We start from the raw sequence: 26,786 nt of genomic DNA, 5'->3' as shown, positions 1-26,786 counted from the left end.
AGATGTTACCAATGAGCGATAGAGATAAAATAAGTAATACGATAAAAGCAACAATGAATGTCAATTGAACATAGCTATATATAGTACGCTACAAGACATAGTACGTTAAATCTACTATATCGTCATTCTGATTTAACGTACTATGACTACGCTAGCTATTTTTGTCACTTTGACGTAGCAATATCCATACTGGAATCAGTCCGACAAGTACGATAAGTAAGCTTGGCAACGCAGCCCTTGCCCACATCCCCTCACTAGTCATCTCAAACACACGTACTGCCAGCGTATCCCAGCCTTGACGCCGTGTCATAAGTGTAATCGGCATCTCTTTCATGACTTCTACAAAACCCATTAATAGTGCAGTCAACATACCTGGTTTGAGTATCGGCAATACCACCTGACGCCAGCGCTGTAATGGACTGTCACTGAGCAACTTTGCAGCCGCCTCTTGATTGACCGTCAAACGCTGTAGCTGACGGTCGATAGGTTGGAAGCTGACCGTCATAAAACGGGTTGAGAGCGCAAGTAGCATGACAATAACACTTCCTGATAGCACTTGCTTTGAGGTGACTCCGATAGCGATCAGTTGATTATCAACCCAAGCAATCGGAATAAAAACCCCTACAGCTAGTACTGTGCCTGGTACGACATAACCTAAATTGGCTAAAGTGGTCATCAGCTTCGTTGTTTTGTCAGAATACTGACGTTTAATCCATGCAACGATGATAGCAAGCAAAGCAATAAGTAGCGTCGTCATACTGGCAATCATCAAACTATTGGTTACAAAATCGATATAACGTGCATCGAAATCTTGACGAAAATTCGTCGCTGTCCAATAGAACAGTTGTAAAAATGGTATGAGAAAGGCAATTGAAAATACGAGCGTACACAGCAGCGTCATTGTAAGCTTTGCAGGTGTACTGGCCTCTAAACGGCGATTGCTCCCTTGAGTGACTGCATTGCCACGTCTTGCTTGCCAATACTGCTCAAACAATACCACAATAAATACCACACCGATCAATAAAGCGGCCAATTGCGCTGCCGTGGTTAAACTAAAAAACCCAAACCATGCTTTATAAATAGCCGTAGTAAAGGTATCGACGTTAAACACCGAGACGGCACCAAAATCTGCCAAAGTCTCCATCGTCGCTAACAACAGCCCACCGATAATCCAAGGCAGCGCTTGCGGTAGAGCCAAGCGAAACAACACTCGACTGCGGCTAAGCCCCAGCATCTGACCTGCTTCTATCGCACGCCGACCTTGAGATAAAAACGCTTGCCTTGCCAGCAGATATACATAAGGATAAAACGCCAGTGACAATATTAGCCCAGCACCCCAGACATTACGTACTGAGGGTATCACGGTGCTAATCCCCAAATCCCGTAGTCCCGTCTGTAACGGTCCACTAAAATCAACCATTCCCACTGTCACAAACGCTAGCACATAAGCTGGCATGGCTAAGGGCAGCATTAGCGCCCACGAAAAAAACCGCTGTCCTGGGAAGCGGTACATGCTCGTTATCCATGCCAACGTCGTACCAATACTGCCAGCAATAACGGTCACCATAAGCAGTAAGATGGCCGTATTTTTGAGGACTTGCGGTAGCACATAATCTGTCATATGCGACCAGATATCTGCAACTGGCTGCGTCCAAGCAAAAAGAACAATTAAAATTGGGATGAGCATAAACGACGAAATCAGCCCTAAGACTGATTTTGAAATAATACGCTTACCGACTATACGCTCTTGACGAATAACACGAGTGTCACTGGCAGGGCTATCTTTGACAGTACTGTCTTCACTAGCAGACGCTTTTGTCATTGTCATAATATAGATATTACCCTGTCAGACGCTTATAAACTAAACCCAGCAACCGATTATTTATAACCTGCTTTATCCATCATCTGGATCGCTTGTGTTTGTAGTTCGCCAAATTTTTGCACATTGATATCGTCTTGTTTGAACGTGCCCCACGATCTGAGCATGTCTGACTCATCAACGCCTTCTTTTACTGGATACTCTTTGTCTGAGCTGGCATAAATACCTTGAGCTTCATCAGAGGACAACCACTCTATTAGTTTAAGCGCACCATCTGGATTGTCTGAGTTGGTGGTCACACCAGCGCCAGAGATATTTACATGTGTGCCTGTTGTATCTTGGTTTGCCCAAAATATCTCGACAGGGAAGTCAGGCTTTTCATCAAGTATACGGCCATAGTAATAACTGTTAGCAATACCAACTTCACATTGACCTGCAGCGATGGCTTCTAACATGCTGGTATCATCACTAAATACGTCAGTCGCTAGATTATCGACCCATCCACGAATAACCTCTTCTGTCTTTTCTTCGCCCAAATGCTCCATCATACTGGCGACAAGCGATTGGTTATAGACCTTTTTAGAGGTACGCAAGCACAGTTTACCTTTCCACTTTGGATCAGCCAAATCTGCATACGTTGATAACTCATCAGCACTGACTTTGTTTGGATCATAAAATATCGTGCGTGCACGCAGCGACAGACCTGTCCACTGACCTTTTGGATCTCGGTATTTAGCAGGAACATTGCTTTCAAGTACCGTAGAAGCCACTGGCTGCAATAATCCTTGCTGCGCAGCTTGCCATAAGTTCCCAGCATCGACCGTCAATAACATGTCGGCCGGTGTGTTCTGACCTTCAGCTTGCAAGCGTGCCATTAATGGACCTGTCTTATCAGTAACCAGCTCGATTTTTACGCCTGTCTCTTCGGTATATTTATCTAACAATGGCTTAATAAGCTGCTCGTTACGTGACGAATAAATCGTCACCACTTGATCATCACCTGCAGTCGCCACGGTACTATCATTACTGGCCTCTTCAGTGGTCGGCGTTTGCGTCTCTGCGTCTTCAGCTGGAGTAGATGCGTTATTACAACCCACTAGACCCATCATCATGCCAAAGACAGCAACAGATAAGGTAGCCTTAACAGGGCGAGTTAGCGACAGACGTTCAGCAACCGCGTTCGATGACATGGTCTTCTCCATAATAGTATAAAAGATAAATGAGATAGTTTAGATGATAAGCAATTAGGTAGGCGTTTATACTGCTAAAACAATGATAAAAACCAGAAACAATATACTAATAGAAATGAGATTAATTATCAATACATTATTTCGACTGGTTTTGCCCCCAAAAAGTACAGTTTATAGAGAGTTTTATTCTATTCATTTTATATTAGCCATTGCCCCAAAATCACGTTTACAGCAGCTTCTGTGCGTAAGATTCGAGGGCCTATATTTACCGCTTTGCATCCCTGCTTACATAGCAGTTCAATCTCATAATCAACCCAGCCCCCTTCAGCTCCGATGCAAACCACATCTGGCCGCTGAACTCTTGCAGAAGATATAGACTCTACAGGCAGTTGTTGTAGATATTGCGAAAAGGCCAGATCGCTATAAGGATGAGCGATTATAGCGTCATGAGTAATCAGACTGGGCAGCTGATCTTCGACGAACGGTTTAAAACGTTTTTGTAAAGAAATGCGCGGCGCTATCGTATCGACCCCTTGCTGCAAACCTTCTAATACAAATTCATTAAGCCGCATCAGTAGCGGACTTTGCCAATAGCTCTTTTGAGTACGGTAACTATTAATCAGAATAATATGACAAACACCCAATGCGGTCATGTCCATGATCAAGCGCCGTAGTACTTTAGGCCGTGGCAATGCCAAAATCACAGTAACCTCTAATTTGGCTGGCGACGGAGTATCGAGCTGTACCTCACGTAGCTGTATGTTACTAGGTGACATATCGTCAATAACTGCTGTACCAAGATTGCCACCAAGCTGACCGATTTTGAGCGTCGCACCAACTGGTAGCTTTAATACCTTATTGATGTGTTCGATTTGTACAGGCGAGTTAATCTGTGCATAAGGCGGTGCAATATCAGATGCAGGCAACAAAATACAATTCATAGAGCAGATCGCTTAATAAAAATAAGAGTGAACGACGATTAGAGATATGGCTGGTCGGCCTGAGGATACACGCTAGAAAACTTTTCAATTGTCTCTTCTATCATCGCTAGTTGTCGGGTCAATACTGCCTGCTCCTGAATGGTCATCTGCTTACCTGCCTGTCCCGCTTTTCTGGCAATCTCTAAATGACGCAGCCAAAACTGTAGCTGTTGATATATCATCTCATCATCGCTTGTAGAGTCGTTTATTAGATGCTCGTCACTGCCGATTGCTTGATAAAAATGGTTGTTTGGTTGATATAAAGCACCAGCACCTGCCAGCTTATCTACGACGCTCTGACATGACTGGGTATACTGTCCCATAAGTACTGGCGTGCCCACACTCATAGGCTCCACAGGATTATGGCCGCCGATATCAACGATAGAACCACCAACAAGCGCTACATCTGCTTGTGCATACCATCGCATCAGCTCGCCCATACTATCAGCCAGATAAACCTGCGTTTTTGTAGTGATGTCTTCGTCTTGACTACGCCTTGCCATTTGCAAACCTGTTTCGTTAATGAGCGCAGCCACCTCATCAAAGCGCTCAGGGTGTCTGGGTACGATGATAAGTAGGGCCGTAGACAGCTCCGCTATATCCAATAGTTGCTGGTGTAGCGCTAATGCCATACTTTCTTCACCGCTATGAGTGCTCGCTGCTATCCAAACTGGACGGTCTACAAACTGCGAATCAGACAGATTCGACAACTCATTAATAGCGCCATCTTCTTTGACTTTATTAGTCGCTAGTTTGGAATCAGTGACGTTTTTGGAATTGGTAGTTTTAGGCGTATTGATGACCCATTTAAGTGAGCCTGCAACGCGTATCTGCGCACTATCTGCTTCCAACTGCCGGAAGCGTTTAGCAGAGTCGCTATCTTGCGCGATGATTAAACTGAGGTTTTGCATCATGCTAGCACTTACGGCGCTTATCTTTTGATAGCGGTTAAAAGATGCCGCTGATAGTCGTCCATTTACCAGAATACTAGGAATGTCTTTTTGCGATAAAGTGGCTAAAATATTTGCCCATAATTCAGTTTCGACAAACAACGCAGCGACAGGCTGTACATGCGCCAAAAATGTCTCGATAACGGCGGGCGTATCTACTGGCACATAACTGTGACTCATCCGACCTTGAGCAATCTCCTCAGCAAAACGACTGGCACCGCGCGCATAACCCGTCTGTGTGGTATTGGTTAGCCATATATTATAGCCTTGTGCCAATAGAGCATCGAGCAAGGGCGCGACTGTATTGGTCTCTCCTAACGAGACGGCATGACACCAAATTGTTTTGTCATTACAAGTGTCGCTTGATACCGGACGCGGTGGATACTGCTTGCCAAAGCGCTGCGCAACTTCTTGTTGATAGTTGTCACGACTGCGCGAACGACGCCAAACTTGAATGCGATACAATGGCTTTAGTAGCGTGATAGCAAGCTGATAATACCAAGGTGGCATGCGAGTGGCGCGTTTGATTGGCGCAGTACTACTTAACGCACAGTTATCTAGCGAATGGTTATCCAGCGTATCGTTATCAAAATCTTTTTGAGCCGCTAATGGCTCAGATTCAGTAGACGGTGGTACAGAAGGTGATGGCATGGAGAAGCCCAGTTTTGTGATAGATAAAATGACAAGTTAGACAGTCAACCGTTGATAAATTTTACCGTAAATCATGAAAAAGCCATACAACTTAGTGACTAAGTGCGCAGAAAATGTGCGCAGAAAATCGTATGGTCTACTAATTACCGTCTTATGGTATCGTTAAATAGCTAGTCTAAAACCTTACAACGCGATAAGTGAGTGCTTGATTGTTATATAAATACAATGAGCAATATTGCACCAAGCACCACTACTCCTACCAACACTTGATAACGCTTAATACTATGCTGCTCTTGCTTTTGCGATGTGATTAATGTTTGAGCTTGTTGCCACTTAGCCACCAGATCTGCTGCTTCTGTATGTCCATTTTTAGCCGCTTCCTCCAACCAATATTGACCGCTACTCACCTCTTGCGGCACGCCGATACCTTGATAGTACATCTTACTAAGTAAGCGCTGGGCACGAACATCTTTACTGTTCGCCGCTTGTTTAACCCAGTCAGTCCCTACTACTTTGCTGGCTTCTGCATCCGCTATTTGCCCTTCACCTAGTAACTCGTACATAGCCAAGCGTAACATCGCAGTGGTATTACCAGATTCGGCAGAATTTTGCAGACGTATTAGTGCTTGCTGCCGTGCTGCCTGATGGTGCTCTGAAAACGTCACTTGGTCACGCGGCTTATTTTGCCGCGCAATATGGTGCTCGAATTGATCCAGTATTTTGCACGCTTGCAGATAGTCATCGTGGCCAGTAGCTTGTGGCACCTCAATCTCATCTAACTCTATAAGTAACTGAGTAAATATTTCTGGCGTTATAGAGACCTTTAAGGGGCTAACAGTTTGCAGTTGGGTGGTAGTCGCACTGAAATTAGTAGGCATTTCAGATATTTTAGGTTTGACACTCGCTGCTACATCGACTATTGAAGGCACAGCTTGCTGTGCTACGGCTAGCTTGGTAACAGGAATTTCTCTATGTTCGGTAGCTTGGACTGGTAGCCGTTGGCTTTGAAAATTTTCATCATCAATCAATCTGGGATTAACATCTACTGATTCAGAATAATGCTCTACATTTGGTTCAGCTGTAACACTCTCATCAATACCATTATTTTTTGGTAGTCGCGCACTTACCGCTTGATACAATCCGCTAGCAACTTGCCCACCTTGTACCGCCTGAAACTGCCGATCAATATACCCAAATAGACGCAGGCCCATGGGCTCTAACGCAAAAAATATATCTGCACTATCATTAGAGTTATTACTATATACCACAGCCATGGATTGATAAAAATCCTCTGCAATCAACGGTAGCGTATCAAAATGCTTTTTTAGTTCAAACTGTTCATACCAATGTGGTTCACTTTGCCACTGACGCGCCAGCACTCGCCCTGCATAAAATGCTAAAAACAGTAATAAGTTGCGATAGCGCTCATCAGCCAGCAGTGCAACCTCGCCTAAGCCCTCAGACTGGTCTTTTGCCTTTGTAATATCACGGCGTATCTGCAAAATCAGCGTGTCTACTCGCTGTAAGCTGGCGAGCGATTCATCTAATTGACACTCATGCAGCTGCTTTTCATAAGCGATACCCCCTGCGATAGGACGATCTGCTATAAAATCTTGCCAGTAGCCTTCCGCCATATAACCAAGTGACGTTTTAGGGATCTTAGCTAAAGTAGCGTTTGGCGTAGCAAGCATGGAATGGGCATATCCTCTGAATAAAAATCACAAATGGCATTACTAGATTAGGCATCGGTTATACAAATCAGTTATACAAAGACGGTAACGACTACAATAAAGGACTAAACAGACGCACTACGTTATCGAATAAACGTTCAGAATCGCGACGCTGCTGCCACTCTTTTAGACTTAAAAATCGGCAGCTTTGCAAATAAGCATCTTGGCAGTCAGCGACTTGAGCAACCATTTCAGGTGTATATATCGCCAAACTTACTTCCATATTTAAATAGAAGCTACGCATATCGATGTTCACTGTACCAAACAGGCAATAATCATCATCAATAACTACCGTTTTAGCATGTAATAGTCCACCTTGGAACAATGCAATCTTTACGCCAGCTTCAAGCAGTTCTTGATAATACGCTTGTGACGCATGCTGCACCAAAAACGAATCCACCTTTTCTGGAATAATTAAAGTCACATCGACACCGCGCTTTGCTGCTGTTTCTAATGCTCCTGACAGCGCTTCATCTGGTACAAAGTAAGGCGTCGTAATTTGAATACGCTTATTGGCGCGGTGAATAATAGTCACTAAGGTATTATAAATGACATGAGCGGTCACCTGCGGCGCTGAAGGAATGAGCTGTGCAACAACATCATCAACCACAGGCATTTGCGGTATCGCAATCGACTTTGAGCCTGGTACAGTAGGTATATAACTATCCACATCATCAACGAGCACCTGAATTCGGCTGTTAATATCATTGATGGTCGGATTCAATACATACAACTTACGAGTATAGCTATTTACCCGCTTATCTAATGCATCTAGATTGTCATTGTTCTCAGCACCGATATCAGTAATGACAACTTTAGCCATGGCCGTAGCTATGCTAATTGGCTGCTGACCAACGCTGCGCATCATCACATCAACCCACTGACCAACACCTTTGTCTTGTTTAAAAAACTTGGGATCCACCAAATTAAAACTACCGGTATAACCGATATATTCGTCGATTACCACAATCTTACGATGATTACGCAAATCAGAGCGCTTAAATAATGTCTTAAACAACCCTACCGGTAGTGACTGGTGTACGAACACGCCTGCTCGCTCTAACGCTCGATGCTCAGAGCTATTAAAAAAGCTAAAACTGCCGACACTGTCTATTAATATATGACACTCTACCCCGCGTTTGGCGGCAGCAGCTAGAGACTTCAGCACATCTAGGACTTGGCCTTTGGGGTAGATAATATAAAACTCTATAAGAATGGTGCGCTTAGCATTATCGATATCGCTAATCAGATGATTAAAAAACGCTCTAGATGAAGTTAGCAGTTGCATCCTATGTCCAGCGTACACGCCAAACCCTGTCCAGCGTGTACCGATACGACTCACGCCCCGATAGTTAATCGGCAACAAATCCTGTCCTTGATCAAACACCATCCGCTCACGTGCTGCTATGTCGTTCATTAGCAAGCTTGCTTGATCCACACGCTGCCGATAACGACGACCGATCATCGGTTCGCCGACTAGAATATAAGCTATAAACCCAAACACTGGCAGGGTGTATAGAACCGCTATCCAGGCAATCGCCACTCCAATATTGCGCTGTACCGAGACCACACGCAAAGTCATGATCACCATTAATATGATGTGTAATAGCAGTCCTAACCCTGCAAAGCTACCCCAAGACCACGATGCAAGGTGCTGCTCAGTCGCTAAAGATTCTATAACTGCCTCCCTCACCCTACGCAGAACAAAATATGGATAGAAAACATTGATAATTGATATCTACGGCTTGGTAGTATAGTAGTTTTTTATTATCAAACAATAGATAAAGGCAACAAGCCGTCTTTAACGAATGCAGCTTATCAGATCATCTCACTCTCGTATTATAATAGCACCCTTGCTTAATACATATTTATCCAAGATTCTTTGATTGCTCATTCTTATAAACTACTATCACCATAGCTTATGTTTACAGTCTATTTTGGATTATTTGAAATTTTTATAAAATACTATTTGACAGGCAGATGTAAATCTATATAATACACACCCACAGAGCGGGTGATTAGCTCAGTTGGTAGAGCGTCTGCCTTACACGCAGAATGTCGGCGGTTCGAATCCGTCATCACCCACCACTTGTTAGCAAGTGGGCCTTTTATAAAGGCAAGATGCTAAGACGACCTAAGCAGCGGTAGTTCAGTTGGTTAGAATACCGGCCTGTCACGCCGGGGGTCGCGGGTTCGAGTCCCGTCCGCTGCGCCATATTTAAAACGAATTTAAACTGTAAAGTTTAAGCAAGTTTCGCCTCAAACATTAGATTGTTTGAGGTTTTTTTGTGTCTTACATTCTTTACCCTATACAGATTGACATAACATACCTTAATTGAGATTTATAGGTAACAAAACTGGCGTACATTTATTGTTTGTCCTCAAAAAGTCAATATCTACTAAAATTTAAGAAGTGGCCATAATGAATCAAATGAGCGAGTGGATACTGGCTATCATGGCAAAGTTTGGCTATTTAGGTATTGTATTTGCTATGTTTGCCGAAAACGTTTTTCCGCCCATACCTTCTGAAGTTATTATGCCAGCAGCTGGTTTTGCCGCATCAAAAGGTGATTTAAATCTTATAATAGTTATACTGGCTGGTACGATTGGCGCTACGCTAGGTGCCCTACCTTTATATTATCTAGGAAGCCTATTTGATAAAGAACGATTGATAACATTCGCAGAGAAATACGGCAAATACGTATTTGTAAAGCCTGATGATATCTCCGCGACTAATGACTGGTTTGATAACCATGGTAAAAAAGCCGTATTCTTCGGAAGAATGGTACCCGGTATTCGCTCATTTATCTCAATCCCTGCTGGGATGAATAAAATGTCACTCTTACCTTTTTTAACCTTAACGGCATTAGGGTCTAGCATCTGGACAACTGTACTAATGCTTGCGGGTTATTATTTTGGTGAAAACTATCAGATGGTTGAAACTACCCTAGCACCTTATTCTAAGATTTTTGGCGTATTGGCTTTAATTATTATCGCTGGTTGGTTTATAAAACGCCGATTGTCTGACTAGTTCCTTTCAATGCTCAATCTGCGCTAAGCGTCTCTTCCTTTTTGTTTTATCTAATGAAAATAGAAACACAAACATAGCAGCTGAGAGCATCAGCTCTACTATAATAAATATACTCAATGTGAGTTTATAGTGTTATAAAATAACCATATAGCCTACGATTTAATCAAAAAGGACTTTTGGAGGCTAAACGTGCAACCAATTGATTTGATGCAAACTACATATCTGGCTTTTTATATTGCTGATCATGGGAAACTGCTAGATCGAACGATTAGTCTGATTGATGGCTCGCCTTTTAGTCATTGTGAGCTTGTCATCAATGACCTTGGTAATCAGTGCTACGATTGTATTAGCTCAAGTCACCGTGATGGCGGACTAAGACGCAAGAATATCGACATGTCAGGCAGTCACTGGGTTCTGATACCAGTTAAGTGCGATATGGGTCATGTTCTTCGTTGGTTCGATAAACGCCAAAACTTCAAATATAACTACTTTGGCATAATTAGAACTGTAATCCCAAACTTTTATGAACCTGCACATTCGCTGTTTTGTTCTGAAGCTTGTGCAGATATGCTTGAATTAGTTGATCCCGGAAGTTACGGACTCAAAAAGCTCTACGAATGGGCAACTCAGATAAATACACTTATGGCTGTAGATAAACCACCTATTGAACTATAAATTTCAGCGGAGGTTTCTTGATGCAATCTACCTATTTAGCTTTTTATACTGCTACACATGAGACGCTATTGGATCGAGCGATTAGTCTAATTGATGGCTCGCCCTTTAGTCATTGTGAGCTTGTCATCAACGACCTTGGTAATCAGTGCTACGATTGTATTACCTCAAGTCACCGTGATGGCGGACTAAGACGCAAGAATATCGATATGTCGGGCAGTCACTGGGTTCTGATACCAGTTATGTGCGATATGGGCTATGTTCTACGCTGGTTTAATAAACGCCAACATTTTAAATACGACTATCTTGCTTTATTCAGGCCAAAGACTCCTGGCTTTTACAATCCTGTATACCGAGTATCTTGTGCGGAAGCTTGTGCAGATATGCTTGAGCTAGTTGATCCCGGAAGTTACGGAATCAAAAAGCTCTATAAGTGGGCTTTAAACAATGGTAATAGTGGTTAATTGGCCGTTAGAACCGTCAATGCCTTTCTTTTACATCCACCTTGTTACGTTAGGATCTTTAATCAGTTGTTTAATGAGATTTTAATAAATCAAATCAGCGACTGGGTAAGTAGGCATGATGATGACAAGGCTAAAACTTTCAATAAGTTAAACTTTACAAGCGATGCTGGCAGCTTTGGCTTTTTCATAAACACCATCAGCATCCAAGCCTAAGGCATTGACATCATCAAGATACTTCTGTGTGCCCTTTTCAAGAGGCCCTTTCCAGTCTGGATCGTTGAGTGGATCTAAAATATCAATAACCTCGTCACCTTTGTCTCGAGCTGCTTGCAATTGTACCGAATAAGTCTTATCCCACATCGCACCTACTTTCTTGCTAAGTGCCATACCTGAGTTGGCATCAATAACTTGTTTCAAGTCTTCTGGCAAGCCTTCATATTTGTCTTTGTTCATAGTTACCATTAAGGCGGAACTATAGAATGGCATATTAGTATGATATTTTGTCAGCTCATCAAGCTTAAAAGTTGCCATAGCTTCCCATGGAAAGCTCAATCCATCAACAACACCGCGCTGTAGAGAAGTATATATATCATTAGCAGGTAGTCCTACAGGTGAAGCACCCATACTTTCAATAATGTCACCCGCCACTGCTGAAGGCCTACGAATACGCATACCTCTCATATCTTCAGGAGTTTTAATTAATTTATTAGTGCTATGTAAAGTCCCAGGTCCCGTAGCGAACATGAACAGTAAGTGTGAGTCATCATACTCACTAGCAATAGCACCATTATCATAAAGCGTTTGTAACATACAGCCTGTCTGTGTGGACGAATTAGACAAACCTGGAAGCTCTGCGATTTGAGACAGTGGGAATCGACCGCTGGTATAACCCTGTACCTGAGAGCCGATGTCAATCGTTCCTTTTACTGCAGACTCATAAGCAGTATCTGCTTTACTAATCGTTGCTGAAGGATAGACTTCGACCTTGAGACGTCCATCAGAATCTGCTTCTATTTTTTTGGCCCACGGTTCAAATATTTGCTCGTTGATATCGGAGGTCGATGGATAAAAGTGTGAAAAACGTAGAACGATAGTTTCCTGAGATGAGGCCTCGTCACTACTGCTATTGGACTGGTTAGAACAACCAAATAGGCTGACAGCTGCAAGCGCCGTTATAGATAATAGAGGGGCAAGTTTCACTATTAATTCCTTTTGATAGTGATTAAAAATTAGAGGTTATTTTATTGATTGGCTGGATAATTACGAGCTTGTCGATTCAGATTTTTTGCAGCATATATGACATTCATTGTTAAATAAGCTTCTATAGAATTTAGAAGCATTATCAATAATGCTTCTAAATTAAAAAGCTATTTAAAATTAGCAGCTATAATGATAGCTGTCAAATCATTTTATGACGTGTTTATACAGGTATTATTATTAATCATATACTCAGTAATTTGCTCCTTATTACAAACGTTAAGCATCAAAAATAATAATAAAATCTTAATAAATTAGATATAAAGCACTATAAAAACTTAGTATAAGTTCATACTGGAAAACTTATAAGTAAGGAACTTATGTATACAGAACCATGAATACTACATTACAATTAGTACTGCTTTATACATGGAAGTACCTCTACACAAGGAAGAACACATGATAGGGATTGAATTTTATACCAATGGTCATATCGTTAGCGAAGCTGACAGTATGCGCCAAAAGCTCGGTGCATTAGCCAAGCAGTACTCTGCAACATCGGCTATTATCGTTACGGATGCTGGCATCACTCAGCTAGGCTATGTCGATATTGCTCAGCAATCGTTGCAAGAAGCTGGCATACAAGCAGTTGTTTTCGATGCCGTTGTAGCTGACCCGCCTGTTCAAGTCGTCAATGACGCTATCAAAATTGCTAGAGACAATAAGTGTGAGTTGGTTATTGGTTTAGGTGGTGGTAGCTCTATCGATACTGCAAAAATTGTCGCTTTATATCCAAACGACTTTGAGTCTGTTAATGATATTTTGGATAAAGATGTCAGTGGTTTTAACAAGCTACCTCTGTTTGCGATACCGACCACCGCTGGTACTGGCGCAGAATCTACCTTTGTATCAGTCATCACGGCAAAAGATGGCAGCAAAAAAGCGATTTATACCCCAAAAATCCTACCTGATGTCGCCATTTTAGATGCGACGCTAACCCTTAATTTACCTCGCCACATTACTGCTGCAACAGCACTTGATGCCATGGTGCATTGTGTTGAAGCTTATACCAGCCGTACGAAAAAGAATCCTATCTCAGACGCCTTAGCGCTTCAAGGCTTGCAGATGCTCTGGAATAACTTTGAGAAAGTATTAAATCAAGTCGATGATATCGACGCTCGTGCTGATATGCTACTGGGCTCCACGCTAGCCGGTATTGCTTTCGTCAACTCTTCCGTAGCCGCTGTACATGGACTCTCCTACCCGCTTAGTATTAACTTCCATATTCCACATGGACATGCCAATGCTCTTGTTATGTGCGGGGTATTTACTTTTAACTTATCAGCAGCAGCACCTCTCTATGCAGAGCTGGCTCGTGCCGTCATGCCTGCTCAAACCTCTGGTATGAATGATTTTGATGCGGCAAGTCAGTTCATCAAACAGTTGCGAGGTTTCTTAGAGATGAGTGGCCTTAAATATCGTTTGAGTGAATTAGATATTACAGACCAGGATATCTCTGCTCTAGCAGACATAGTGACGAATACTTATGCTCGACTGATTGCGACCAATCCTAAGGATATGACGTTAGATGAAGTGACAACGATATATAAGGAGATACTCTAAAAGAAAAACAATCATTATGTAAAATAATTGCACTTATTTATCAAGGAAGATAACCACTAATTAAGGGAAATAATTATGTCGAAATATGAGTTAGACGTTGTCGTTGATGGCTTTCATTATCTAGAAGGCCCTCGCTGGTATAAAAACGCTTTATGGTTTGTTGATTTTTATACGCAGGGGGTTTACCGCGTTAATGATCAAGGTGTGGCAGAAAAAATTGTCCATATTGAACAGCAACCTTCTGGTTTAGGTTGGTTGCCTGACGGTCGTATGCTGGTAGTATCGATGAAAGACCGTAAAGTCTTACGCTTAGAAGACAATGGCGAATTAGTCGTGCACGCTGACATTTGGGAGCATTGCGGTGGACATGCTAACGATATGGTGGTCGCTCCCAATGGAAACGCTTACGTCGGTAACTTTGGCTTTGACTTGATGGGCGGCGCTGATCATGAGCACGCAGGACTGGTACTGGTTAGACCGGATGGAAGCTCACAAGTGGTTGCAAAAGGTTTGTCTTTTCCCAATGGCATGGTGATATCAGCCGATGAAAAGACCTTAATCGTCAACGAACTATTTGGCAATAAAATCTCGCAATTTGATATTAATAAAGATGGGACACTTGGCGAAAAACGTGACTTTGCAAGCTTTGGCGAATTGGGCGATGAGCCAAACCTTGGTGTGCGTATAGGAAACGCCGAAATTCTACCAGACGGCCTTGCACTAGATAGCGAAGGCGCTGTTTGGATTGCAGATACTTTAAATCAGCGTGCTGTACGTATTAGCGAGGGTGGTAAAATTTTAGAAACTATCGATACCGCACCTGACGGTATTTTTGCTGTGGCTCTTGGTGGACAGGATGGTAAAACACTATTTATGTGTGCAGCCCCTGACTGGGATGAGGCATCGCGTAAAGCTGAGACTAAAGGTCGTATGCTGTCTACACAAGTCAAAGTCGATCATGCTGGGACACCATAATAACGAATAAACTTTATTTAAAAACGTAAGAATCATAGTATTTCTTAGCTTTCGATAATATGTACTATAAATGCAGCAACGTAATGACGCTGCATTTCTCCCTATGTCCTTTGACAAACCTAATATCATACTTAAAAACAAAACTAGCCTAGTGGTATTTTGTTGCTAATGTACTGTTTCAAAATCAATAATAACCGTATTTATACCATCGACTTTATGCCTGTTTATTGCTACAGTAATTTTTCGTTGTTGGTTCATAATAGCTCTCAGCACCGATCCTTTATGACCTCAAACTTGTTTTAAATTTGACCTATTTTTCTACTATTGTTCTAGTATTTATTGATATTCGAGACCTTTTATGATGTTAAATAAGCAATATGCGATCCTACTGCCTATACTATTAGCAGCTGGTTGTGCCACTCAACCGACAACGCAGCAACCAACTAAGCCTGTGCGTCAAGGCAACGTTCAGGTGACACAGACTCAAACTATCAAAGTAAAGCCTGCTCCTGTCATTGTTCAACAACAGACGGTCATTACCCCTAAACCTAGCTACCGCAGTTTTTCAGACTGGAAATCAGACTTCTCTATGCGTGCTATGTCTGCCGGATATAGCTCATCCGATGTCCAGCGTTTACTCGGCTCAGCCTACCTAAACGAGCAAGTTATTTCACTCGATTCAGGTCAGCCTGAGTTTTCTAAAATGCCGTGGGAGTATGCAGACTCAGCGGCGTCAGATGGACGCATCGCAACTGGTAAACGCAAATTTGCAGAGCAGCGCTCGTATTTATCAAGTTTAGAATCCCAATATGGTGTTAATGCAGAGATTATTGCTGCGATCTGGGGTATGGAGTCCTCGTTTGGTGCAGTCACTGGCAACAGCTATTTACCAAGTGCACTTGCAAGCCTTGCCTATGATGGACGCCGTCAAGAGTTTGCTGAGACTCAATTACTGTCACTTATGCAGCTATTACAGCGTGGCGATGTATCTTGGTCTCAACTTGAAGGCTCTTGGGCAGGTGGTATGGGACAGACGCAGTTCATCCCTGATACCTGGGTAAAACATGGTGTCGATGGCGACAGTAACGGTCATCGCAATCCATGGTCAACGGCCGACGCGCTGGCATCAACCGCCAACTACCTGAGCAACTCAGGCTGGGTACGCGGTCTGGCACCATTCTACGAAGTCACCTTGCCAGCATCTTTTGATTACTCTACGGTCAGTACCAAGCAGCCTGCTGCTAGATGGGCAGCCCTCGGTCTCGATACCATTGATGATGTAAGCTTAGATGCCAATACGCAGATGGAGCTTTGGTTACCTGCTGGTAAAGATGGCCCAGCCCTACTGCTTAGCCCTAACTTCGATGTGATAAAAGTCTATAACAACTCATCAAACTACGCATTGGGCGTCAGCTTATTAGGTAATGCAATCGTTGGAAAAAGTGGCCTACGTAAATCATGGCCACGTTATGAGCGCCCACTATCAACGGCGCAAGTGACCCGTTTACAACAGCGCTTAACCAGTGCAGGCTATGATACCAAAGGCGCTGATGGAATTATCGGCACCAATACTCGTAAGGCATTTCAGAGCTGGCAGGCTAACAATGGACAAACACCAGATGGTTTTATCAGTCAAAGTAGCGCCTCATCATTGACTAGCTGGTGAAGTTATGGCTTGTATATTTTATCTTTGATATATATCTGATAACTATATGCCTGATACAGATATACCTGTTGCCTATACTAAATTGAATAAAGCTCAACGAAGTAACAATTTTCTATATTGAATGATTAATATGAAAAATTAGTATAAGCAAAGATAGTTTGTCTAAAAAGAGAGATAGTTAAAGAAGAAAGGGGCAGCGCACATTAATTGTCGCTCGCCCCTTTTTTTAAAATATTTACACCAGTAGCTGCTAGAATTATGAGAAAGTTATTTTATAATAATATATTAGGAATCCTCCCCACAAATTCTAGTCTAACTCTGTTATTACTTCCTAGTAATCCAAAAAACATGTTCAGAATAATGCTATCTCTAAATTTTCGTATATGAAAGATAGTATATTTATTTTCGCTAAATAAAAATACCTGTAAAAACAGGTTGATTAGAAAATATTTTACGCAAACAACTTCAATTATACGATGATATATAAATATTACTGGTTACGGAAATAAGTTGATAATAGAAACTATAAATATGGAGGCATTTATTCTATTTACTAAATAACCTCATCTATTTCTTAATTAAAGCAAAGAAATCATCAGTACCAACTCATACCCTTAATAATCATCTCAGTTATATCTCCTTAGCTCAATGGCTACTAAATATTTATAACCCTGCATCTTCTTGCGTAATTGCCACTATCTTAATGGGGACAGCATAGGTCCATGGTGCCCCACTTGTGCAGATGAATTTACCATCTACAAAAGATACAATACGAGCGGTAAAGTCATTATTCTTATGATCTGTAATAGCCCGCTCATCACTTTCGTCGTCTACTGCACACCATATGTTATGGTCACCGTTTTTTAACATTGCTCGAGTTAGATCACTACCTTTTAATTGATTGTTCATTTTAAACTCCTTAGTCATTAGTTTTTTTTGAAAGTTTAAAAGATTTATTACATTATAGTAATATAAAGCCTTTATCTTTTATTATTCAAAATGAAGTCAAATACCTGTATCACTATCATTTTTCGAATGATAATATTTTTATATTAATTGGATTTTTGCCATGAATTAATTAGTAAAATTAAATAATCCAGTTTTAGATTGTTTAGTTAAAGATATGACTTTGAACAATCTTGACTTAACTTAACAAACTAAGTGCACTAACAGCTACTACTTATTTTTTCATTGTCATAAGTGGTACAAATGTATTCTTAAATGGTAAAATCAATCGAATAAATAGTAGTACTGCTGTTAAATAAAGCTTACTAAGGCTAATGAATGGTCATATATTCAAAAATGTGTCTATTAGTCTGCTACACAAACGGTTGATTCTAAGATTAATGTAGTGCAGCTGGTTAATATCTAGCTTTAAACCCCTCCGATTACATCTTATATTCAACAACTACTACTCAAAAACTCCATACTTTCAGGTAAAATAGAATCTATGACAGCTTCTATCACCCCTACCTCTCGTAAGATTATTCACCTCGACATGGATGCTTTTTATGCTAGTGTTGAACAACGAGATTTTCCCCAATACCGTGGCAAGCCTTTAGTCGTGGGTGGAGATCCAAGTGGTCGCGGTGTGGTCGCTGCTGCCAGTTATGAGGTGCGTAAATTTGGCGTACGCTCTGCGATGTCCTCTTATGAAGCCCGCAAGCGGTGCCCAGAGGTGATATTTGTACGACCAAGATTTGATGTCTATAGAGCAGTCAGTAGCCAAATTCGCTCTATTATGCATAGTCTGACACCGCATGTTGAGCCACTATCTTTGGACGAAGCTTATCTTGACGTTACAGGCCTTCAAGTACATAAAGGCTCAGCTACCCTAATGGCTAACTGGTTACGAGTACAAATATTAGAGCAAACAGGACTAACGGCATCGGCAGGTGTTTCGTTTAATAAAATGCTAGCAAAGATTGCTTCTGATATGAATAAACCTAATGGTACAGCGATTATCACCCCTGATGATGCAGAAGCATTCATTAGTACGCTACCTATAGAGCGTTTTCATGGAATTGGTAAAGCAACGGCCAGACGCTTACATGCTATGGGAGTGTCTACTGGTGCTGATCTTCGTCAGGTGCCCGCTGCCGCATTAGTTAACGAGTTTGGTAAACGAGGACAGTTTTATCATGATATTGCTCATGGACGTGATGAGCGATTAGTAAAATCTGAACGTCAGCACAAATCAGTCGGTTCAGAGACTACCTTTAAAGACAACCTGAACGATTGCGAACAATTACGGTTACAGATACATGAGCAGAACGCTGATGCGTTTAAACAGATGAACAATAAGCAGCTTATTGCTTATACCATTACCCTCAAAGTAAAATACGCTGACTTCACACAAATAACGCGCTCACATACTTTATCCACGGCTTTTATTAGCGCAGAATCTGCGCATTACTGGTTAGATAAGCTATTTTTAGACATACCGCGCGCCCTACCTATTAGACTCGTAGGAGTCACCTACTCGTCTTTAGCTTCTGCAGTACAGCCCCTACCACAACTTACCTTATTCGATTAATCGTGTCTTTTTTATACTGATCTGACTATATTTGGAACTTTTCCGCTATTATCCCGTTTCTGCTAAACTAATGCCAAAATTTTACCTACCTGTATGACTCATTATGACCAACTTAAACATCAAAACCACCACTCCTAATGTAGATAACGATACCGATATGAATGATACTCAACATGATGATAGCCCACTGACTTATCTGAGCGTAGCCGATTACGATTATGAATTACCAGACGAGCTAATTGCTCGCTATCCGTTAGCTAAGCGCTCGGATTCTAAGTTGCTTTATGTACCCACTATAGATCAATCAGAACAAACAAGTCTGCCTCAAGACCATTTATTTACCGCATTACCGTCGTTGCTTGACGCGGGCGATCTTATTGTCTTTAACGATACTAAAGTAATGAAAGCGCGACTATTTGGTAAAAAAGATACTGGAGGGCGCGTTGAAGTATTGATTGAACGTTTGATAGAGCGCGCGGAACTAGAAGATATAAATATCAATCATGAATCATTAGCCACACGCCAAAATATTGCACTGTGTCATGTAAAATCCAGTAAAGCGCCAAAAATTGGACAACGCTTATGGTTAGCTGATGACAATATGAGCTGTGAGATGATCGGTCGTCAGGATAACTTATTTGTGTTAGCTTTCGATGCGCCTATTCTTCCTGATTTAGAAATCTACGGTGAGCTGCCAATCCCGCCTTACTTTGAGCGTCATGCTGATGCAACTGACAATACTCGCTATCAAACGGTGTTTCATGATCCTGCCAAACTGGCCAGCGTTGCCGCGCCCACAGCGAGCTTACATTTTGATGAAACCACTCTCTTAGCTTTGACTAACAAAGGGGTTAATACCGCGTTTGTCACTCTACACGTTGGTGCAGGTACATTTGCGCCTGTCAAGACAGAAAACCTGCTCAATCATACTATGCATAGTGAATATGCCCATTTACCGCAAACAACCGCAGACCTAATCAATCAAACCCATGCAAAAGGTAAAAAAGTCATAGCTGTTGGCACGACTGTTGCACGTGTTCTTGAGACGGCTTATCAAAAAACGGCAAACGATGGACAAATTATTGCTGCATGGTCAGGCGATACCGATATATTTATTTATCCTGGTTTTGAGTTTGGCGTGATTGATCGTCTACTAACCAATTTTCATTTACCCAAGTCTACCTTATTAATGCTTGTATCCGCATTTTCAGGTAAAGCAGCTATTGAACAAGCTTACCAACATGCAATTAGCCATCGATATCGCTTTTTTAGTTATGGGGATGCGATGTTATTGGATAAAAAAGTACATTAGCAGGGTGTTAAATATTATTTAATTAAAGCGATACGAGTACCTAATACATTGCGATAAACATAATTGTATTTGGCTATTTTCGTAAGTCATTTCTCAATAAGTCATAATAAAAAGGGCTGCGCATGTCTTGGCATTTACCTCATCGATTGACTAATATTCATCACGCGGTGTCAGTAGCACTCCTTTGTTCTGTGAGCTCTATTGCGTGGTTACCTGTTGCTCAAGCAGCCACTATGGGTAAAACAACCATTACCTCTGCTCAGCATGAACCTTTGACTGCCAGTATTACGGTCACCGACATCGATGCTAAAGATTTTGCCGCTAGTATTGCAAGTCCTGTGATTTATCAGCAAATGGGGCTGACCCCTACAGCATCTATGGCTGTACGGTTTGTACCGATTTCTGCCACCGCAGGTCAATTACTTATCCAGACATCACAGCCTGTAACAATGCCATTTGCAGATGTCGTACTAGCAATAAATGATAATGGCCAACGCAATGTCATTCCTAAGACTCTACTGATGCCTCTTGGTAATAATAACGTACCAATTAAACAGTCCAAACGAGTGGTATCAGGTGCGCCAAAACCAAACTTGCCGGTAGTGTCAAACTCTAACGCTAAACCCCTAACGGTCAGACGTGGTGCGCCGCCACCATTGATTATGGTACCAGATACCCAAACGCCAGCATCAATGCAGACATTACCAAAAACTGTCTTGCGTAAAACACCTAATGTCAATGCACCAGCAGTGACAAGTCCAGCTGAAACCACCCCTTTGTCAGTATCTCAGACTTCACGTGTATCACAGATAAGCTCATTAAAGATAAGAGAGACAACCGGTTTGTCTGCTGACGACCTAAACAACAAAGGTTTGAGCAATGTTAATTCAACGACGAATAATACTAACACTAAACAAACCAGTAAAACAGATCCGGTAAATACCAGTGACCCAAAAAGCGTCTTAGCATTAGAGAATTCGGCTGCCTCTAATACCAGCTTGGCTGCTAAAGATAATACGCAAAAAAACAAAGCTCTAAACAACAGTATGCCCGTGAAGAATACTGCGTTTAGCCCTATCGAAACTGCTGTTAATACCAACAAACAAGCCGATATCTTAAATATTCAAGTAACTCGTCAAATACAGCTAAAAACAGATCTCAAAAATAGTCCAAATCGGCCAACCCCTTTTACAAATGATATTAAGGCGACAAGCACTTCATCCAACGCACCATTGCCCTCTGCTACCGTTTCCTCAAATACCGGTACTGATATAGCGGCCACAGACTCTATGTCAGACAGTAAAAGTACAGCCATGACAAGCTATACCGTACAACGTAATGATAATCTTTGGCTTATCTCTCAGCAGATTGCACAGCAAAATAATGTTGACGTATCGACGGTTATGAAACAAATAAAATCGCAAAATCCTGATGCTTTTATTGCAAAGGATGCTGACTTGCTAAAAGCCAACGCTGAGCTGAGCTTACCCAGTTATGACATCGTACCTTCACAAGAAAGTCTGCAGACTGCTATTGCAGCTCAAAGACAACATTACATACAGGTCAGCCGGGCTAAAAAAAAGAGCGTAGAGAGAAAAAAGACAACTGCTGCAGACTCGACTAGCGACAAGGAGTTAACAGCATCTACAGACATGTCCTCTAAAACAAAAACAACATCTAAACAGTCAAATAAGCCTTCAGAAGTCGCTCCTAAAACCTTGCCAAAAGCACGTTTTTCTGTTGTTGCGCCTGGTCGTGATGGTAGCGCTGATGGCACTCAAACTAAAGCTGGCGCGGCAACTGGTAATGGATTAAGCACAGATATTTTAGCCACGCTAAAATCGGCGCGTCAACGGACCGCTGAGCAGGCTAAGCGGGTAGCAGCAACCAACAGTATTCTTGGTAGCTATGCCAAAAAATTACAACTACAAAACCAAAAACTGGCTGAGCTTGAAGCTCGTCTCAAAAAATTACGCAATCAATAATTGCCTCGCTGCTCAGCATAAATTGCTGTAAACAAGGCTCGTAGGCTTAGGAGTATTTATGGATAATATGCTGTATATCATTGTGGGTCTGGTAGCAATTTTACTGGTAGCGGTACTCGTGCTACGCAAAAACAAGGCCAAACAACCAACCACACAACACTTGGATAAGACCAATCAAAGTGTAGATGCTCATGCATCCACATTAAAGCCAAAGACGGCGTCTGTAGACTCAAAACAAGTCCCTGTTCAGCAAAACGCGACCAAATTTGATCCATTAACCGTGGCTCAACGCTTTATAGATCAGCAGCGTTATGATAAAGCCATTGAAACCATTGAACGAGGCTTAACTGAAAAACCTCAAGATTCTGAGTTATTACTTAAGCTATTAAATATCTATGCAACAACCGATCAGCGTGAAGATTTTAATAAAACTTATAACGCGATCAAATTGTCCGGTAATGCAACTGCTATAGACAATGCTGATAAACTCAAAGCTCTATTAGACCAAGAACAAACGCAAAACCAACCGATAAAACCTGAATCTGACAATGAAGCTGCGTTTGAAGGTATAGATTTTGACTTATCCACCTCACAGACTGTTACGGATGTTAAATCTGATACAGACAACGACAATTTAGATAGTTCTGAAGCATTTAGTGACTCTGTATCATCACAACAAAGCATCCCTAGCGCTAACAATGATTCTGATGAAAATTTTGACCTGACGTTAGCTGATTTGGAAAGCACAAACGCAGGAACTAACAATCTAAATGCCAGCAGCCTAGAAACTAGTCATTTAGAAACTACTCAGCTAGAAACTACAGCAGATGGCGATGACATCAGTGATTTTGATATAACCGAAGTGACAAGTGCTGATGAAACAAGTGCTCGGCCTGTTACTGTAGATGACGTTAATAAGGATCAACACGTAAACAACGTAAACGTCGATGATGACTTTATGCTTGATTTCGATTTGATGACAGATGATAGCAACTCGTCGGAGCTAGATTTTGATGATGTTCAAGCGCAAGACAGCCAGTCACAAGATGTCAGCTCGGATGACGAATTTGTTTTAGACTTTGATGACTTGGTTGAAGAGGCAGATACTAGTAAAGAGACAGATACTACTAATCAAGAAGACAATATTCAGCCTACTAACGACGATTTTGCGTTACTGCTAGAAGATGAAGATAGCTTGTCTGTTACAGACGACTTGGCAGTTGAAGATAGCTTAGTAGTTGAAGATAACGCCCTTGTTACAAGCTCATTAGACACTCAAGAAAACCTTAATGAAAATGAGCAGGTGTCAGGAAACGACGTTGTAGACAGTTTTGCTGCACTTGAGACAACTGACAGTAGCGACGAGCCAGCTGTAAGCGAGGCTACACAACTAGAATTAGCAGCGACTCAGGAAGTAATTGACGACAGTACTGATGAGAGTATTGAAGAGACTTTATCAATAGATGAAGAATTTGATTTTGATGAAGTTGCAACTTCACCTACTGCCGATACACCAGTAGAGAATGAAGCTGATATCAGCTTCACCGAGGACTACCATGCAGATATTCAAAACGATACGACAGTTGCAGCGTCCGATAGTGATTTTGCCGCACAGTTTGCAGCAGATTTCGATTTTGTTCAGACCTTGGACAGCAATCAGGTGACGTTAGATTTAGCAGGTCAGTATTTACAACTGGGTGAATACGATAGTGCTAAACGCCTACTCAATGAAGTCGTCACTCAAGGTGATAGCGAACAACAAAGTCAAGCAAAAGAGATGCTAGCGCGTACTGCTTAATATAAAGGTAGAGTGCTCTACAGTATTTTGAACAAAGATTATTTATCAACAAGCATCTTATGAAAATAAGATGCTTGTTTCTATTTGACGGTTTATCATTTATATTAACCCTATTTTATTTTTTTCACTCACTTCTAGTACGGTAAACCCATGTCATTACCCCCGACCTCGACAAATCTATCGTCCAACTCTATTCAGCTCATTTATGCTGGTGGTACCTTTGGTAGTTATGGACGTCCATTGGCGCCTTTAGATGCCGACATTTTCTTGCCAGCTTTACAGACGCTGCTCACCAATTACAGTCAAACAAACTATCTACCAGAGTTCTCGTGGTTAGATAACACACTAATTAAAGATAGTAGCCAGCTAACTTCAAACGATTTTATGCACTTTTACAGGCTCCTACTAGATGCCTATGCGACAGGAGGACGTCAATTTATACTTATTACAGGCACAGATACTTTAAGTTATCTTGGCGCATTTTTGGCAGAGGCTTTTGCAGGCACTGATATGTGCTTGATCGTTACAGGTAGTATGCGTCCACTGTTAGACAGCGACGTGTTACAGACATATACTGTTGATGCAAATAGCGATGCATGGAACAATCTTAGTGAGTCCCTACGTCTGGCTGCTGCTGGAGAATCCGGCGTCAAAATTAGCTTTGGCGGCGAGTCATGGCCTGCACAAACAGTACAAAAGATTCATAGTCATGACTTTATGGCTTTTACTGGTCATACTCGTGCTGGCTATCCAAACAACAGTTATATAAAGCAGCTGCCAGACACTCGTCGTCAACACTGGCTTGATGACCAAATGGCTGTTGGTGACAGCATCCAAGCGCGTGCCAAACGGGCGAGCGTACATGCGCTATACTGTCTGCCCAATGCACCTGATATCTTGGGCAAACAACTAGAGGCACTGTTGACTGAGCCACCCTGCGGTATCATTTTATTGGGTTTTGGTGCAGGCAACGTTCCCTACTCTGAGAGTTTAGCCACCGCATTAAAACGTGCATATGAGCAGGGTCATATGGTGGTATGCGCTAGCCAATGCCCATTTGGCGGAGTCAGCGATAGTTATGCAGCGGGCAGTTGGCAATATGACTACCATGTCATCGCTGGTGGACGCTTAACTATCCCTGCTATCTATGCGCGGTTATTATGGTTATTGCTACGTTATGATACACCTGTACGCAGACGACAACGTTGGACATATACTGTCAACCAGTCAGGAACGACTTTGAACAAAAACCGCTAACCGTGAGCGCCAAGCAACAAACAAGCACTTACTTCAAACGCTACGATTATTATGGAAGTTAAAAGATTAATGGAATCTGAGAAACAAGACATCCCTACTTATAACTTGGCGCTCGCTATCGAGTTTTTGGGCACCAATTATCGAGGCTGGCAACGTCAAAAAGAGGTGACAGGAGTACAAGAGGTACTAGAAAAAGCCATCAGTACTGTCGCCAACGAAACTGTTGAAGTTATCGCAGCGGGTCGCACCGATGCCGGAGTCCACGCTGGTAATATGATTGCGCATTTTGTCACTTGCGCCTACCGTCCGACCCATAATTGGCTACGTGGTATCAATAGTCTATTACCTGACGATATTGCCCTACGCTGGGTGCAACCTATGCCAACAGACTTTCATGCTCGTTTTGGCGCTATAGCACGTCGTTATCGTTACATCACGCTCAATCAGGCTGCGCGTCCTGCCATACTCAACCGTCAAGTGACTCATATTCACGAACCTTTAGATGTAGCAGCGATGCAACTTGTGGCAGCTGATATTGCTGGGACTCATGATTTTAGCAGTTACCGTGCAGCAGCTTGTCAATCTAACCAGCCTATACGTACTGTTAGTCACGCAAAGCTTTTTACGCATGGCGCGTTTGTTGTCTTTGACATACAAGCCGATGGTTTTTTGCATCATATGGTACGTAACTTGATGGGTACACTACATGCAGTTGGAAGGCATGAGCTACAACCTTCAGACTTCTTAACTATTTTGGCAAAAAAAGACCGTACCATTGCGCCGCCCACTGCTTCTGGTGACGGACTATACTTTATCAACGCTTACTATCCTGAGCATTATCAGCAGCTGTTACCCATGTCACCACTTACTCCCCTGTGGCTCAACTTACCTGAATAAAATATTACCGACTGATATACATAACACTTGCTCACTGTCAAGCAAAAACAATG

The 26,786-nt window shown here is 42.1% G+C and carries 20 protein-coding genes and 2 tRNA genes; 14 read left to right on the top strand and 8 right to left on the bottom strand.

From position 1 onward, the window contains the following. Positions 1–151 precede the first annotated feature (151 nt). The 6 genes from ACTXGH_RS02860 to ACTXGH_RS02835 all read right to left on the bottom strand — a co-directional run bounded on the left by ACTXGH_RS02860 (position 152) and on the right by ACTXGH_RS02835 (position 9,013). Positions 152–1,828: an ABC transporter permease gene (locus ACTXGH_RS02860; protein ID WP_439297065.1), complete on the bottom strand. Its 1,677-nt coding sequence runs from the start codon at positions 1,826–1,828 to the stop codon at positions 152–154. Positions 1,829–1,878: 50 nt separating this feature from the next. After that, positions 1,879–3,009 (bottom strand): Fe(3+) ABC transporter substrate-binding protein, encoded by a 1,131-nt coding sequence (locus ACTXGH_RS02855; RefSeq protein WP_439260628.1) that lies wholly within the window; start codon positions 3,007–3,009, stop codon positions 1,879–1,881. A 197-nt stretch (positions 3,010–3,206) separates the two neighbouring features. Then, positions 3,207–3,950 carry a 16S rRNA (uracil(1498)-N(3))-methyltransferase gene (locus ACTXGH_RS02850; RefSeq protein WP_439297066.1) on the bottom strand — a complete coding sequence of 248 codons (744 nt, stop codon included), beginning with the start codon at positions 3,948–3,950 and terminating at the stop codon, positions 3,207–3,209. 38 nt (positions 3,951–3,988) lie between these two features. Next, on the bottom strand, positions 3,989–5,590 hold the full coding sequence (locus tag ACTXGH_RS02845) for a 3-deoxy-D-manno-octulosonic acid transferase (protein WP_439260626.1): 1,602 nt from the start codon (positions 5,588–5,590) through the stop codon (positions 3,989–3,991). A gap of 212 nt (positions 5,591–5,802) precedes the next feature. After that, positions 5,803–7,281 (bottom strand): tetratricopeptide repeat protein, encoded by a 1,479-nt coding sequence (locus ACTXGH_RS02840; RefSeq protein WP_439297067.1) that lies wholly within the window; start codon positions 7,279–7,281, stop codon positions 5,803–5,805. A gap of 91 nt (positions 7,282–7,372) precedes the next feature. Beyond that, on the bottom strand, positions 7,373–9,013 hold the full coding sequence (locus tag ACTXGH_RS02835) for a cardiolipin synthase (RefSeq protein WP_439297068.1): 1,641 nt from the start codon (positions 9,011–9,013) through the stop codon (positions 7,373–7,375). Between the two features lie 319 nt (positions 9,014–9,332). Between ACTXGH_RS02835 and ACTXGH_RS02830 the strand changes: the two genes are divergently transcribed. From ACTXGH_RS02830 to ACTXGH_RS02810, 5 genes are all read left to right on the top strand, one after another. Further along, positions 9,333–9,408, top strand: a tRNA-Val gene (locus ACTXGH_RS02830). Positions 9,409–9,458: 50 nt separating this feature from the next. After that, positions 9,459–9,535, top strand: a tRNA-Asp gene (locus ACTXGH_RS02825). A gap of 207 nt (positions 9,536–9,742) precedes the next feature. After that, positions 9,743–10,351: a DedA family protein gene (locus ACTXGH_RS02820; RefSeq protein ID WP_439295812.1), complete on the top strand. Its 609-nt coding sequence runs from the start codon at positions 9,743–9,745 to the stop codon at positions 10,349–10,351. 189 nt (positions 10,352–10,540) lie between these two features. Further along, positions 10,541–11,026, top strand: coding sequence for a hypothetical protein (locus tag ACTXGH_RS02815; protein ID WP_439295813.1), 486 nt, complete (start codon positions 10,541–10,543; stop codon positions 11,024–11,026). A 20-nt stretch (positions 11,027–11,046) separates the two neighbouring features. Beyond that, positions 11,047–11,487: a hypothetical protein gene (locus ACTXGH_RS02810; protein ID WP_439295814.1), complete on the top strand. Its 441-nt coding sequence runs from the start codon at positions 11,047–11,049 to the stop codon at positions 11,485–11,487. Positions 11,488–11,634: 147 nt separating this feature from the next. Here ACTXGH_RS02810 and ACTXGH_RS02805 read toward each other — a convergent pair whose 3' ends face one another. Beyond that, entirely contained in the window at positions 11,635–12,687 is a 1,053-nt protein-coding gene (locus ACTXGH_RS02805; RefSeq protein WP_439295815.1) for a TRAP transporter substrate-binding protein, read from the bottom strand. Between the two features lie 456 nt (positions 12,688–13,143). Between ACTXGH_RS02805 and ACTXGH_RS02800 the strand changes: the two genes are divergently transcribed. From ACTXGH_RS02800 to ACTXGH_RS02790, 3 genes are all read left to right on the top strand, one after another. Continuing rightward, on the top strand, positions 13,144–14,307 hold the full coding sequence (locus ACTXGH_RS02800) for an iron-containing alcohol dehydrogenase (protein ID WP_439295816.1): 1,164 nt from the start codon (positions 13,144–13,146) through the stop codon (positions 14,305–14,307). 75 nt (positions 14,308–14,382) lie between these two features. Further along, a complete protein-coding gene (locus ACTXGH_RS02795; RefSeq protein WP_439260620.1) occupies positions 14,383–15,282 on the top strand; it encodes an SMP-30/gluconolactonase/LRE family protein in 900 nt (299 codons plus the stop codon). Between the two features lie 358 nt (positions 15,283–15,640). Beyond that, complete coding sequence (locus tag ACTXGH_RS02790) at positions 15,641–16,948, top strand: lytic murein transglycosylase (RefSeq protein WP_439295817.1); 1,308 nt, start codon at positions 15,641–15,643, stop codon at positions 16,946–16,948. Between the two features lie 663 nt (positions 16,949–17,611). Here the strand turns inward: ACTXGH_RS02790 and ACTXGH_RS02785 are convergent. After that, positions 17,612–17,857: a hypothetical protein gene (locus ACTXGH_RS02785; protein WP_299216540.1), complete on the bottom strand. Its 246-nt coding sequence runs from the start codon at positions 17,855–17,857 to the stop codon at positions 17,612–17,614. 541 nt (positions 17,858–18,398) lie between these two features. Between ACTXGH_RS02785 and dinB the strand changes: the two genes are divergently transcribed. The 6 genes from dinB (at position 18,399) to truA (ending at position 26,733) form a co-directional block, all read left to right on the top strand. Next, the gene (gene dinB, locus ACTXGH_RS02780; RefSeq protein ID WP_439295818.1) at positions 18,399–19,484 is read left to right on the top strand and encodes a DNA polymerase IV; all 1,086 of its coding nucleotides are present in this window, start codon (positions 18,399–18,401) and stop codon (positions 19,482–19,484) included. A gap of 157 nt (positions 19,485–19,641) precedes the next feature. Further along, positions 19,642–20,796 (top strand): tRNA preQ1(34) S-adenosylmethionine ribosyltransferase-isomerase QueA, encoded by a 1,155-nt coding sequence (queA, locus tag ACTXGH_RS02775; RefSeq protein WP_439260827.1) that lies wholly within the window; start codon positions 19,642–19,644, stop codon positions 20,794–20,796. A 122-nt stretch (positions 20,797–20,918) separates the two neighbouring features. Further along, entirely contained in the window at positions 20,919–22,781 is a 1,863-nt protein-coding gene (locus ACTXGH_RS02770) for a type IV pilus assembly protein FimV (RefSeq protein ID WP_439295820.1), read from the top strand. Positions 22,782–22,839: 58 nt separating this feature from the next. Continuing rightward, a complete protein-coding gene (locus ACTXGH_RS02765; protein WP_439295821.1) occupies positions 22,840–24,579 on the top strand; it encodes a FimV/HubP family polar landmark protein in 1,740 nt (579 codons plus the stop codon). Positions 24,580–24,729: 150 nt separating this feature from the next. Further along, positions 24,730–25,836 carry an asparaginase gene (locus tag ACTXGH_RS02760; RefSeq protein ID WP_439295823.1) on the top strand — a complete coding sequence of 369 codons (1,107 nt, stop codon included), beginning with the start codon at positions 24,730–24,732 and terminating at the stop codon, positions 25,834–25,836. A gap of 69 nt (positions 25,837–25,905) precedes the next feature. Then, complete coding sequence (gene truA, locus ACTXGH_RS02755) at positions 25,906–26,733, top strand: tRNA pseudouridine(38-40) synthase TruA (protein ID WP_439295824.1); 828 nt, start codon at positions 25,906–25,908, stop codon at positions 26,731–26,733. Positions 26,734–26,786: the final 53 nt, after the last annotated feature.

It is taken from the genome of Psychrobacter sp. 1Y10 (genome assembly GCF_052259005.1).
In the GTDB taxonomy this organism is placed as follows: domain Bacteria; phylum Pseudomonadota; class Gammaproteobacteria; order Pseudomonadales; family Moraxellaceae; genus Psychrobacter; species Psychrobacter saeujeotis.
The sequence above is the reverse complement of the archived record's forward strand: the minus strand, read 5'-3'. Positions and strand labels throughout refer to the sequence as shown.